The following is a 12,920-nucleotide window of genomic DNA, read 5'->3' as shown; positions in this document are numbered from 1 at the left end:
AATGTTTATTTTTACTCATAAGTATATTTTTTTTATACTTATGAGTAAAAAAACACTAACAGTCGTTTTTTGGGAAAATCAGCAAAAAACTTGAGCATGTCCTTGGCTCTTAACGCTCTATTCGATTAACCCGATTGCTATCAAGTAAGAACTTTTAACTTTTAATTGTTCACTTTTAATTAAACAAATGTCCGTAAATCACATTGTAACACCATTAGATTCAGCAGTCCTAGACTCAAAAGAACATTATGTTTTCTATCATAGAATGGTCGATTTTGCATTTAAGGAACTTATAGTTGCTATACAGCAACAAGCACTTTGTAACCATCAAGAAGTCCTATTATTTAAACAGTATTGTGATTTGTTATTATATTCCATCGAAGCCATGCGTATCAAGTATATGTATGATGAAGAGGATCATATGAAAGTCGATTTAACCCATTCTGGATTTCCAAATTATCTGGAATTTAGATACCTGTTTAACGATTTGGAACTGCGTGATGATTATTTGGGCAAATTAACACCCATAGTTACTTTAAAAGAAGAATTTTTAGATACGCTCATGCGTAAAAAGGAACCGATAAAAAAAAGTAGACTGTTCCAGGCAGCCTCCATTGTATATTATTCATCGGTTCAAAAACAATATATCTTTAACCGTTTTGTGCAGGGTAAAATTTTAAACGCACCAGAAGAAATAGGTACCAAATATATGACGAGCTGGAGTTTTTTCGACGTATCCCACAACCGTCCCTTTATTTGCTTTATGTATTTTAACTACAGCGGAACTGATGTAGAAGATTATAAGGATGACATTTACGAAGTCTTAAAAACAACAGCAGATAGAGATATGTCTTTGGATACGATGGCTTACACTATAGATAGGAAGTTACCAAAAGTCTTGCCGAAACTTATAAAAAGAATCGATTTGGGACCTATGCACAATGTATTTGCAAAAGATGAAAATGATATTACACATGCTATTTTAAAAGGTATTGGAAAGAAAGAGATTCCTTTAGAATCGTATGCAATTTCATTAAAAATAGATGAAGTAGCCTCTGGAAGTGAGTTCAAGGATGGTGGTTTTTTCTCAAAACAGATTTTGCAAAAATGGAACGATGTATTTAAACTGAAATATGTTTTTGCACCACACCGCATCATCCAGTTGTTGCATAATAAAACTCCGGAACTTATGAACGGTTTGGCGAAACCACCTATCGAAATGAGTCGTTTGAAATAATAAAAATAAGTAAACAGTGTACAGTTGGCAGTATGCAGTAAGTAAGAGATTCGATTTTAAAATAGAAGATAAATTTGGAGGAAATTATAAATGTATATGACAAAACCAAAAAGATTAAAGAATAGGGAACTAAAAGGATGAGTTTTAAAACATTATTAGCTTATAAAAAAGGTTTTGAGTTGGTAATGGAAGTATTTCATTTAACAAAAGAATTTCCAAGGTCGGAAGTATTCAATAATATAGATTTGATTTTAATGTAGAAGATAAATTTGTAAATGATAAGATTTAAAAATAAGATATTGAAGAGAAGACATAAGGTATGGGGTAATACTCAATAACAATAAAATAAATAAAACAAAAAATAGCAGAGTAAGCCGCAAGAGTAAGAACTGAAGACTGCGGACTGAAAACTGAAGACTGAAAAAATGGAACACAATTCAACATTCCCAATAAAACTAACCGAACTTGATATGCTTCGTGATGAAGCGTCTTCCTATTTAAAAAGTATACAATGGGAGCAAGGACAGCGTGCCAAAAATAAAGATAAAGAGGCTAAAGATGAGTCTATCTTATTGTATTTATCGCGTGCCAATAATGGTAGCAATGCCGTTGAAATAACTTCGGTATCAAAAACTATTCTGGCTTTAAAAAAGCGCTTGTTGCCAGATTCCATAGCAATTCCGATTTATTTGAATCAGACCTTATATGCTGTACAGGAAGGAATAACGTTGGGCATTTGGATTAAAGATAGCTACTATGACGCATCGGGCTTATCAAGTTTAAACGAAAACAAATCTGCCTTAGATACGAATGGTAAACGAGAATTTGAAAGCAAAATGCATACGGCTACAGCATTTATGCTTTTCAGCACAGCCTATAAGATATTAAACGACTTAAAGCCATATGCATCAGACGATTTAAGCGTGATGAAGCAAAAGTTTGCAGGCATTCCAGAAGTGTCACTTATGACGCCTTTAAAGGGGATTTCATGTAGCTTGTTCTATTACGACAAGTATTTGGGGCACCCAGAAATTATAAAGTCGGATAAAGATGTTATTGACTTCACCGTAGTATATTTTGAAGCCTTGATAGATGAAATTCAATTGCGTAAAAGTAGTTTGGAATATACCGAAACGATTGAAGATAGAACCTATAAGTTGGAAAAATCGGAATTTGCCATTTCGGGCTGGAACAATGTATTTCAAGGAACGGCAAAAAGTATTGAGTTCAATAAAATTAAGTTTGAGCAGATTGTAGGTAACCGGGACGCCAAACACTTTGCACGCCGCTTAACGGAGCGTATGTTGAGTTACGATTTTACAGCAAAGAAAAATCCGTTCCAGGAATTGGGCGGGTTTATGCCGGTTTTCATGGGGTATGGTATTCCGGGTACGGGAAAGAGTATGCTTATTGCTGCTATAGCCACCCGACTTAAGGAACATTGCGATACCTTGGACATCCCATTTTTATTTCATCCCATGCCAGATACGCTAATAAGTACGTTTCAAGGGGGCTCGGCAGAAAAAATGGTGGAATGGATGAAACCCATGCAAGACCCTTCAAAACTAATTTTTGCACCCATTGATGATGCCGAAAACAATTTGCAGGAACGAACGGCTCAAGGCGTTTCGGCCGGTGTAAAAGAAGTGATCGGTGTCTTTTTGCGCTATACAGAAGGGGCTTATGCCGTAAATTATGGAAACAGTTCGATTGGGCTGTTTACCAATCTACCCGAAATGTTGGATAAAGCAGTAATTTCGCGTGTACAAGGACGTTTTAAGATTGATGGTGCCCGGACAACACACGATTTTTTAGACCAAGATCATTTGTGGTGGCGTAAACTGGATGAAACCATGCCGGATTTTGTAAACATGCAAGGCCCGGAAAACTATAGTTATTTGCAAGATCAAGGTTTGGCCAAAAATATGGGTGAAATATTAAATGTTAGCGATAAGCCTACCGAAGAGCGCGTGCACGCTATTTATGATAAGGTGGAAAAACAGTATAGATCCAATCAACATGTGTTCTATGCCAACCTCTATAAAGACATGCAAAAAGCATTTCCGTTCTTTTCATCACGTGATGTAAGGAACATTCAAAGTGCTGTATCCTTGCGTTTAACAGATTTTGATTTAGAAGAAGATTGGTTCGAAAACCCAGAAATCTATTTCAAAAAGGATTATGAAACGAAGTTTAATATGCTTCAGGAATTAATGCGTGCCAATATGAAAGGCTTGGATTTTTCAGAAATTCGCCGTCAGGAAGTGGTACGCTATTTAGATAATGTGGCAACCATTGCAGATACCGATTTTAAACGAAAAGTAGATGCCAGAATAAATCAATTAAATATAGAAAAAGAAGCAAGAAGTACTTTTGAAAATGGCAACTAATCGGATTAAGAATATAGTAAGCAAACTGCTTTCAGATAACCATTATATACTCAAAAAGCTAACGTTTGATTATTTAATGAAAAACGGAAAGTGGGTTACCCAAATGCGCGAAGTTTACAATAGAGGAGATGGTGCAGGGATTCTACTTTATAATAAAGAAAAACAAACGGTTATCCTAATAAAACAGTTTAGAATGCCTACTTACATGAACGACAATGAAGATGGTTTTTTAGTAGAGATTTGTGCTGGTTTGCTCGATAAAGATAATCCGGAAGCATGTATTATAAGAGAAGCCGAAGAAGAAGTGGGATATAGGATAAAAGAAGTGAAAAAAGTGTATGAGGCTTATTCCTCGCCTGGCGTAATGACCGAAAAAATGCATTTCTTTATTGGTGAATACACGGACGATATGAAAGTTAATAATGGTGGAGGATTAGATAGTGAACATGAGGATATTGAAGTGCTTGAAATACCTTTTACAGAAGCATTAAATATGTTAAGCACAGGAAAAATAGTAGATACTAGAACCATTGTGTTGTTGCAGTATGCAATCATTAATAAGTTACTAATTCCTGCGTAGGCAGGAATCTCATAACTACAAGGTGGATAATAAAAGGGTATTGTTAGTGAAGTGCCAAACAACAGGCAATAAAAGTAAAACTCAGAGAACCTCTGTGCTTCTCTGTGAAACTCAGTGTAACAAATAATAAAGTGTAACAAATAATAATGAGAATCCCACTTTCGTGGGAATAAAAGAATAGTAGATACGAGAACCATTGTGTTGTTGCAGTATGCAATCATTAATAAGTTACTAATTCCTGCGTAGGCAGGAATCTCATAACTACAAGGTGGATAATAAAAGGGTATTGTTAGTGAAGTGCCAAACAACAGGCAATAAAAGTAAAACTCAGAGAACCTCTGTGCTTCTCTGTGAAATTCGGTGTCACAAATAATAAAGTGTAACAAATAATAATGAGAATCCCACTTTCGTGGGAATAAAAGAATAGTAGATACGAGAACCATTGTGTTGTTGCAGTATGCAATCATTAATAAGTTACTAATTCCTGCGTAGGCAGGAATCTCATAACTACAAGGTGGATAATAAAAGGGTATTGTTAGTGAAGTGCCAAACAACAGGCAATAAAAGTAAAACTCAGAGAACCTCTGTGCTTCTCTGTGAAATTCGGTGTCACAATAAAATATCAGGTTAAGAAGCTAAGACTATATTCACCGTAATAGTAGAGATGAACAATTATTTGTGAATTCGTGGTAAATAATAATTAATAACAACAAATAATAAGATTCCTGCCTTCGCAGGAATAGAAAAATGGACAAACTAAAAGAAGCCAATTTATATAGAAGCGAACTTATTCCCGTTAGCGGAAAACTAGTGGAACGTTATAATAAATGCCTAGCAAAATTAGGGTTTACAAAAACGACATTAAAAACGTTTCATATAGACGGTATAGGGTGGAGCCCGGAGGTTGCAGAAGAAAAGAAAGAAACGCATTATTTAAATAATGGCGATGCCAATGCACATGGGATCATAATTTCTCCACTTCAAAAAGGAAAACCCGTATATGTGCCCTTTCATACGTTCGATAGGGATATGATGCAACAGGTTTTTAAAACATATGGCGAAAAAATAAATGATATTACGCGCGATTGTGCTATTTGTCTGGATTTCGATCAAGGGATTGATGCTTTTTACGAACCCTTGGATCTTTTAAAGTACGAAACGGTTTCCATAAGTTTTCATTTAATAAATGATTTGATAAACGTTCAAAAAAAACAATTAAAACTTATAGAAACTTTCAATAAAGATTATAATTTTATTGATGAGAAAATTCACGAACAACTATTAACATCTGCTAAAACTTACGGTGATTTGCGTCATAGGGACTTAGAATTACCAGCTTTACAGTTTACTACAGATTCTTTTTACACCAAGGCATTTAAAGGGGTTTATGTGCTACGGGATTTTATCACGCCCATAGTTGTTTTTGAAGATGAGGCTTGGCACAAAGAAGCTATTAAAGACACGAGTCATGAGGTGCTGATATATCATATCCGTCAGCCCGAGTTAATGGATAAATTACGGGATCATGTCATTATAGAATACGATTTAGAATATACAGTGAAAACGGCCCGTTACGAGCGTGTTAAAAAGTTCGAAATGACTCAATATCTAAAAGAAACGCAGCATCCCATTAAAGATATTTTAAACAATCCTATTTTGTACAAAAGTTATCTTAATAAGTTAGATTTGGAATCGCGTAAAAAGATAATGGGGGTAGAACGTTATTTAGAAAAACTAGAAACAAGTAATCAATATAAAATCGCCGATATTGTTGATTTAAAATTATTTGAAGCCTTACATAAACCACATTCCTCTTTAGAAGGTAAACACCAGGATTTAATCTGGAAATTACTGGTAAATATATCGCCTAAGGATGTATTGTACTGGTATTGGTATGATAAAGAAGATTTTTATGCTAATTTTGAGTCATGGGACGATTCGTTTAAAGAATGGGTTATAGAAACTATTAGTAACAAAATTTGATGGTTGTAGACTGATAATTTAGAAACGCTTGTCATCCTGAACTTGATTCAGGATCCATAAAAAATGAAAGGAAATCACCATCAATATTACATGTATATACTTGCAAATAAGAAAAATGGAACATTATATATTGGAATGACAAATGATTTGGAAAGAAGAATATTTGAACATAAGCGTAAATTAGTTGAAGGATTTACAAAGAAATATGGGTTAAATAGATTAGTTTATTTTGAACAATTTCAATATGTAAATGATGCCATTAAAAGAGAAAAGCAATTAAAGAATTGGCATAGGCAATGGAAAATAGATTTAATTGAAAAAGATAATAAAAATTGGAATGATTTATCTTCCGATTGGAAACACTAATGGATCCTGAATCAAGTTCAGGATGACAAGGAACAATTAACAAGCAAGAGTAAGAAACTTCTAACTCCAAGCTTCAAACCACATAAATATGATCATTACATTTATAAATAAACGTTTAACAAGCAAGAGTAAGAAACTTCGAGCTTCCAACTTCTAACTCCTATAACAACACAGAACTAGAATTAATAATAAATAAAAACCTAACAAGCAAGAGTAAGAAACTTCGAGCTTCGAGCTTCCAACTTCAAACTTAAAAAACATGGGACTAGATTTAATAATTTTTATTGCAGCCATATTCTTTGGAGCCTTTCTGTATTGGAGGGAATCTCGTAATAATGGTCTATATCGATTTTTTAATAAAATCTTTAACGCGAAAGCATTACAAATGAAACCTACAGACAAAAAAGGTTTTGTATATCAGCAAACATTTTTAGTTCGACTCATTTTTATTGGGTTTCTGTTTTTAATTGGGATCGTTATTACCCGCTTTTTTATTCCAATAGATATTGTAACCATTTCAATATTTGCGTCTATGATCGTTGGCACATTGGCAGGAACCTATTTAGCAAATTTTGTGTTTAAGTCTGGTGAAGTCATAGATAAAAAAAGTGATTCTTTAGAAGATATGGTGCATGATACTATCGAAAAAGGAAAAGACTTTATTGAAGATTTAAAAACTAAAGACACTGAAGAAATTGAAGCTGAAAAAGAAGCCCATGAAAAACCTAAAGAAGGGAAGAAGAGTGCCAGGGAGCGATTGAAGGATAAGGGGCTGTTGTGATCACGGGGAAATTGAAGTTGAAGTTGAAATCGAAATCGAAATTGAAATCGAAACTGAATACTGAACACTGAATAGGACCCCACTTTGAAAGAAAGCGTTATAATATAATAAGATTCCTGCCTTCGCAGGAATGACAAAATATAAAAAATGATTAAAAACTACTGGAACAGAGGCAAGCGCCAAAAGATTACAACAATAATTGTTACATTAATCTTACTTATCTTATTATTTGTTTTACGGGACGATTATCAGCCGGCCTTATTATTTGTCAGGAAATTTATTTTTATCATTCTATTGAGTGCCATTGTTTTATTTTTTGGTTTAAGAAACTTTAGAAGCTCGGCGAGTACAGGAAGACGCTTGGGGATTTTAGGCCTGTTGATGGTTTTCTTTGGGGTTTTATATGTAATAGGGTGGCATTTTAAAATGTATGATTATATGAAAACATACCATGTTTTTAATCATCTAAATAAAGTTGAAATCAATGAACTGCCTTTAACACAAAATGAAAGAATCCAACCTTTAAGAAATGTATTTTCTATGGCAAATGAAAGTGTTGGGGAAACAAAGGATGTTTCGTTGCCACATTTGGTAAGGGTTGACCACGAGAATAAATGGACGATGGCCATTCAACCTACCGAAAAGTATATGTGGCAAGGTATCACAGATAATACCGAAGAAGTTTTTGCAGTATCCAGTACCACACCATTTCCAAGGTTTTCTAACGAGAATAGAATCCCTGTAACCTTCTCAATAGGGGAATCGTTAAAATTTAGCAGAAACACCTATAATGCCGTAGTACAGCGTTTCAACTTTTTTCAATTGTTCACTATGGAACCCAGTGATACCTATTATATGAAAAACGATACAGGTCAATGGGTAGAGGTCGTAAGCTTGATTAAATGGAAAGGTTTTTTATTTCCCTATCCAACTTTTGGGGGCGTGATGGTTATTGAGAACGGTGAACACGATTTTAACGATTATATAGAGCGTATTTTAATAGGAAAGGGCACTTATATAAGACCAGAAGAAATGAAGAACCATCCCTACCTTACAAGACAAAATACATTGGCCGAAAAAGTATCGCGCTTGCAAGCGGAGTCTTTAAAATTTTTAGGTGGCTTTAGTGATCCGCTACCATGGAATATGGAAACAGCTGTTAAGATCCCGGATTTACCAGATGACCAAAATCAACAACCATTTGTAACCGATTTCGATTTTTCCAATACCGATGCAGACGCTTATAGCGGTTTGTACCATTGGTTTGGTCTAGAACCAGTAGGAGATGAGCGTACCAGTTTAACCTTTAGCGTTTTTATTCCCGCAGATGGGACCGATGCCATTTATTATTACGACCATGCGTCAAAAAAACAAGGCTATGCCGGGGTTTCTGCCATGCCTTTAAAAGTGATCGAATCCCGCAAGGAGTTTGATTGGTCGGTAAACAAACCTGTTGAGTTTAGACCCTATATAAAAGATATAGCAGGAAGAAAACGCATGTTTTTCTTAGGAACCATATCTGCCGTAAGAGACGGTTCTGATAATTTTGATGGTTCGGCGACTCCAGATCTGGCATTAATTGACAGCGAGTACAGAGATGTTGTTTGGATTGATGTAAAACACCCAAGTCAATGGAATAAAACAGTTTACGATCAATTAAATGAAGCCTGGAGAGCTAGCGAAGGGATTGGGTATTATTTTACTGAAGACACTAAAGAGATTGATATATCTGAAACTGCTAAAGACTCGATTATGGCCATTCCAAATGATGCCTTCCTGAAACAAGAACAAGACAAGGAGAAAGCCGAAGAGATCGAAAGGCTACAGAAACGAATTGATTCTTTAAAAGGGAGCTAACTGGTCAAAAAAATAAAGAACCGTCTAAATCAAAATTTAAACGGCTTGAGGGCATTAAAGAGTGGTTTAAAACGTGAGCTCTATTCAGTGTTCAGTATTCAGTGTTCAATTTCAGCTTCAACTTCGATTTCAGTATTAAGCTTTTATAAAATCTGTGATTAAATAGGAGATAAGTTTTCCAACCTTAACGTCTGTCTTTTTATTAGGAGCAGCTTCACAAATATGTAAATAACAGGCATTATTTTGTTTGGCAAAAAAGTTTAAAAACCGTCTGGTTTTGTTAACGCTAAAACCACTAGGGGTGATGGCACTACTAGGAATATTTTCTATAGCATCACAGTCAATTTCTATACCAAATGGTGCATCGGACACATGTTTTAAAGCACGATTTAACTCATTTTTAAACTTCAATTCTTTTCTAATCTCTAAAGATTCGAATGTATTGTATTCGATAGATTTTAATTTATTCAGGGATTTGAATAATTTACCCGACGTGTAATTTTCGTGTAAACCGAAAATAAAATAGTTTTTTAAAAAACCTTCTGCATATGCATAACTAAATCCATTTCCACTATGTCTCCCTTCCTCTGGTCTAAAATCGGAATGGGCATCAAAATTAATAACATTAATCGGTTTGTTTAGCGCCAAAGATGTGCCTTTAATATTTCCATAAGCATTATTATGTCCACCACCAATAATGATTGGTTTCTTTCCTGCAAGAATAATTTGATTTATAATAGAGGTAACATGGGCGTCAATTTTTGAAACAATTTCCCTGGCCTTTAAAAGGTCTTTTTCCTTAGAAAGATCTAACCCTGAAGCTTCGGACATTTCCAAAGAAAAATCAAGATGGCCTAAAATCAAAACTTTGTCAGCTTGAGTATACTGGTTACTTTGAATGTTTAACAAAACTTTAAGGGTGGCGTTCCATGCTTTTGAAGTTCCCGTATTTCCATGATTTGCAAGCACTCCAATATCTTCTGGCAAACCGATTATTACATACACAACATCCAAATTTTTAAGTTGTTCGTATATATTGGAAATGCTGGTTAATATTTTAGTATATTCACCAAATTTGGATTCACCAAGGCGTTTGTTTAATAATTTATTTCGTAAAGAATTTTTAAATACAACTAGTTTATCCATTTTAGTAAATAAATTTTTGAGGACTAAAAATACATCATTATTTATTTATGCATTAAAAAATAAACTATTAAATTAGAACAACACTAAATTTTAAAAAGAAGTAATTATGGAAAACAGCAAGAGCAATATGGGGCTTAAGATAGGATTAGGAATTGCACTAGTTTTATTTTTAGCAACTGGATTTTACACAATGAATTTGTATAAGAGCAGTAGGCAGATACAAAAAGATTTATCAGAAGAAAAGCAACTGGTCATGAACGATTTAAACGCTATGGCAAAGCAATATGATGTAGCTATTGGCGAAAATGATGTAGCAAATAAAAGCTTAACAGAAGCTAGAGGGCGTATTCAAGGTTTAATAGACTCTTTAAAAATTTCTGAAACAAACGTAAAAAGTTTATGGAGATATAAAAAGAAATATCAGTCTTTACAAAAAGAAATGGATGTATTGTTAGCGCAAAACGATTCTTTAAGAGTTGAAAACTCATATTTGGCAACGTCTTTGGATAGTACTCGTGTGCGTTTAGAAGAGCGTACTATGTTTACTGATTCTTTATTGGTTCAAAATAATGCTTTAGCAGAAGTTGTTGAAAATGCAGCCGTTTTAAATACAGTTGGCCTAAAAGGGTTTGGAGTTATTGAAAGAACCTCAGGTAAATTAATACCAACAGAGAGAGCCAGTCGTACGGATAAAATTAGAGTATGTTTTACTGTTGCTAAAAACGGTTTAGTTCAAGCTGGAGATCAAGAATTATACGTACAGGTTATTGATCCTAAAAACAATACTTTAGGTTTAAATGAGCAAGTTCAGTTTAAGGATAAAACATTAAATTATAGTATTATTAGTAAATTCAACTATGAGAATACTAGCCTTAATATATGTGAGTTTGTAGCATCAAAAGGAAAAAATAATTTTGAAAAAGGGCGTTACATTGTAAATGTTTTTAACGAAAAAGACTTGGTATCAAGCTCTGAATTTACTTTAAAGTAAATATATATAACACTTAAGAGCAAAGAGGGTCGCCTAAAAGTAATTTTTAGGCGATTTTTTTTGCGTAAATAAATCCCTCTCCAGCCCCTTAAACTCTATTTTTTAAGGTAATATTATGCTAAAGTTATACCAATTTAATAAAGAGCTATAGAGGTTTGTTGTAAGAGAAACACCGTTCATGTATTTGTTCTGAGTCGTTAAAAAGAACACAGAATGGTGCATCTAAACAAGTTTATTTGCAAATTATGGAGAAATTAATTGATAATGTTACAGAAGGTATTATTTTAGAATAAAACTCATTTAAACTACCCGGTCAAGCTGGGCACATGTTTTTGGATGGTAGTGAAAATTAGCAACTTCCAGCCAGCCGACAGGTATTTTCCGTTAGAAGGCTTTTTGAGTTGCACAACAGAGCTATGTAACTCAAAAAAGATAAAAAATGGGAGTAAAAGGGGGCATTTTTTAGCCCATTGAAAAAGTCTCTGAATGTCTGTAATCATGCATAATGATATTTTTGTCATTCAGAATACTTCGACTACGCTCAATACAGGCTATAGTGAAGAATCTGTTGATAATCAATGAGATCCCTCGTTGCCTCGGGATGACAAAAACAATATGTTTTTAGGTTTATGACAAATTACGAACAATCAAAAAAATTTAAATGAGTTTATATACTGAAATACCATGATAATAAACTAACCAACTTTTCAGTATCTGTTCTTAAAACGACACAACTACAATGTGCGTTCCAAATATGTTTGAAGCAATTTTTAAACTATAAACAATGGATCCTAATGTTATTTTTATAAATTCATTTTTGGATGTTTCGGAAGAAACATTTGAGAAGCTTGAAAGAATATCAACATTTAAAAAAATAGAAAAAGGGGTTCAAATAGATCGGCCTGGTGAGATTCCTAGTAAAATTTATATGCTTGTATCTGGAATTATGCGAGCTTATCTTAGTTCTGAAACAGGAAAAGAATTCAATAAAAACTTTTTTATGCCTTTTAGTTTTGTTGGATCACTTACGGCCTTAATTAAAAAAGAACCTTCTAAGTTAACTTACGAAACACTTACAGCCTGTAAAGTATACGAAGTAAATTTTGAGGAAATCACAAAACTTTGTAGTAAGGATATTCATATTAGCAACTTGTATAGCAAGGTTTTAGAGCGTATTTTTATAAAGTATGAAGAGCGACAATTGGAGTTTATTTCTATGGATGCCACAGAGCGATATTTAAAATTGAGAAAGAGGATATCTGGAATAGATGATTTAATTCCACAATATCATATAGCTTCATATTTAAGCATAACGCCTGTACAATTAAGTAGAATTAGAAAAAAAATTGACAACAATTAACATTTGTTAATTAACATTGTCATGTTAAACTATATCTTTGGAAAGATTTCCTTTTAATTGTAAATTAAAAAGGATTGATAGCTAACCAACCAAAAAAAACAGGTAATTTTAAATTACCTGTTTTTTTATTGCATGTCCTTACCTGATTTAAACCCTTGCAATTTCATTGCAGTTACTTTAGTTTCTATAAAATTTTAAGAGTATTTTGTCATTTCGAACACAGAGAGAA

Annotated in this window: 11 protein-coding genes; 10 read left to right on the top strand and 1 reads right to left on the bottom strand. The window is 33.7% G+C overall.

Annotated elements, in window-relative coordinates:
* Window positions 1-187: 187 nt before the first annotated feature.
* The 8 genes from PQO00_RS16670 to PQO00_RS16635 all read left to right on the top strand — a co-directional run bounded on the left by PQO00_RS16670 (window position 188) and on the right by PQO00_RS16635 (window position 9,194).
* The gene (locus PQO00_RS16670) at window positions 188-1,237 is read left to right on the top strand and encodes a hypothetical protein (protein WP_274185994.1); all 1,050 of its coding nucleotides are present in this window, start codon (window positions 188-190) and stop codon (window positions 1,235-1,237) included.
* Between the two features lie 137 nt (window positions 1,238-1,374).
* Window positions 1,375-1,497: a four helix bundle protein gene (locus PQO00_RS16665; protein WP_274185993.1), complete on the top strand. Its 123-nt coding sequence runs from the start codon at window positions 1,375-1,377 to the stop codon at window positions 1,495-1,497.
* Window positions 1,498-1,662: 165 nt separating this feature from the next.
* A complete protein-coding gene (locus PQO00_RS16660) occupies window positions 1,663-3,627 on the top strand; it encodes an AAA family ATPase (protein ID WP_274185992.1) in 1,965 nt (654 codons plus the stop codon).
* Entirely contained in the window at window positions 3,617-4,207 is a 591-nt protein-coding gene (nudK, locus tag PQO00_RS16655) for a GDP-mannose pyrophosphatase NudK (RefSeq protein WP_274185991.1), read from the top strand. The genes PQO00_RS16660 and nudK overlap by 11 nt, the downstream gene beginning before the upstream one ends.
* A gap of 747 nt (window positions 4,208-4,954) precedes the next feature.
* Window positions 4,955-6,190 carry a DUF6638 family protein gene (locus tag PQO00_RS16650; RefSeq protein WP_274185990.1) on the top strand — a complete coding sequence of 412 codons (1,236 nt, stop codon included), beginning with the start codon at window positions 4,955-4,957 and terminating at the stop codon, window positions 6,188-6,190.
* Between the two features lie 63 nt (window positions 6,191-6,253).
* Window positions 6,254-6,556: a GIY-YIG nuclease family protein gene (locus PQO00_RS16645; RefSeq protein WP_274185989.1), complete on the top strand. Its 303-nt coding sequence runs from the start codon at window positions 6,254-6,256 to the stop codon at window positions 6,554-6,556.
* A 259-nt stretch (window positions 6,557-6,815) separates the two neighbouring features.
* The gene (locus PQO00_RS16640; protein WP_274185988.1) at window positions 6,816-7,337 is read left to right on the top strand and encodes a hypothetical protein; all 522 of its coding nucleotides are present in this window, start codon (window positions 6,816-6,818) and stop codon (window positions 7,335-7,337) included.
* Window positions 7,338-7,484: 147 nt separating this feature from the next.
* Complete coding sequence (locus tag PQO00_RS16635) at window positions 7,485-9,194, top strand: hypothetical protein (RefSeq protein WP_274185987.1); 1,710 nt, start codon at window positions 7,485-7,487, stop codon at window positions 9,192-9,194.
* A gap of 135 nt (window positions 9,195-9,329) precedes the next feature.
* On the opposite strand, the gene PQO00_RS16630 is transcribed toward PQO00_RS16635, so the two are convergent.
* Complete coding sequence (locus PQO00_RS16630) at window positions 9,330-10,340, bottom strand: formimidoylglutamase (RefSeq protein ID WP_274185986.1); 1,011 nt, start codon at window positions 10,338-10,340, stop codon at window positions 9,330-9,332.
* A gap of 106 nt (window positions 10,341-10,446) precedes the next feature.
* On the opposite strand from PQO00_RS16630, the gene PQO00_RS16625 reads away from it, so the two are divergent.
* Both PQO00_RS16625 and PQO00_RS16620 read left to right on the top strand, forming a co-directional pair.
* Window positions 10,447-11,331 carry a chromosome partitioning protein ParA gene (locus PQO00_RS16625; protein ID WP_274185985.1) on the top strand — a complete coding sequence of 295 codons (885 nt, stop codon included), beginning with the start codon at window positions 10,447-10,449 and terminating at the stop codon, window positions 11,329-11,331.
* Between the two features lie 784 nt (window positions 11,332-12,115).
* The gene (locus PQO00_RS16620) at window positions 12,116-12,691 is read left to right on the top strand and encodes a Crp/Fnr family transcriptional regulator (protein WP_274185984.1); all 576 of its coding nucleotides are present in this window, start codon (window positions 12,116-12,118) and stop codon (window positions 12,689-12,691) included.
* Window positions 12,692-12,920 lie beyond the last annotated feature (229 nt).

The sequence above is a fragment of the Flavivirga sp. 57AJ16 genome (assembly GCF_028736925.1).
Classification (GTDB): Bacteria; Bacteroidota; Bacteroidia; order Flavobacteriales; family Flavobacteriaceae; genus Flavivirga.
This window is presented reverse-complemented; position numbering and strand designations above follow the sequence as displayed.

Excerpts from the sequence above, each read along its gene's own strand:
- PQO00_RS16670 (WP_274185994.1), top strand. The coding sequence starts at position 188 with ATGTCCGTAAATCACATTGTAACACCATTAGATTCAGCAGTCCTAGAC.
- PQO00_RS16665 (WP_274185993.1), top strand. The coding sequence starts at position 1,375 with ATGAGTTTTAAAACATTATTAGCTTATAAAAAAGGTTTTGAGTTGGTA.
- PQO00_RS16660 (WP_274185992.1), top strand. The coding sequence starts at position 1,663 with ATGGAACACAATTCAACATTCCCAATAAAACTAACCGAACTTGATATG.
- nudK (WP_274185991.1), top strand. The coding sequence starts at position 3,617 with ATGGCAACTAATCGGATTAAGAATATAGTAAGCAAACTGCTTTCAGAT.
- PQO00_RS16650 (WP_274185990.1), top strand. The coding sequence starts at position 4,955 with ATGGACAAACTAAAAGAAGCCAATTTATATAGAAGCGAACTTATTCCC.
- PQO00_RS16645 (WP_274185989.1), top strand. The coding sequence starts at position 6,254 with ATGAAAGGAAATCACCATCAATATTACATGTATATACTTGCAAATAAG.
- PQO00_RS16640 (WP_274185988.1), top strand. The coding sequence starts at position 6,816 with ATGGGACTAGATTTAATAATTTTTATTGCAGCCATATTCTTTGGAGCC.
- PQO00_RS16635 (WP_274185987.1), top strand. The coding sequence starts at position 7,485 with ATGATTAAAAACTACTGGAACAGAGGCAAGCGCCAAAAGATTACAACA.
- PQO00_RS16630 (WP_274185986.1), bottom strand. The coding sequence starts at position 10,340 with ATGGATAAACTAGTTGTATTTAAAAATTCTTTACGAAATAAATTATTA.
- PQO00_RS16625 (WP_274185985.1), top strand. The coding sequence starts at position 10,447 with ATGGAAAACAGCAAGAGCAATATGGGGCTTAAGATAGGATTAGGAATT.
- PQO00_RS16620 (WP_274185984.1), top strand. The coding sequence starts at position 12,116 with ATGGATCCTAATGTTATTTTTATAAATTCATTTTTGGATGTTTCGGAA.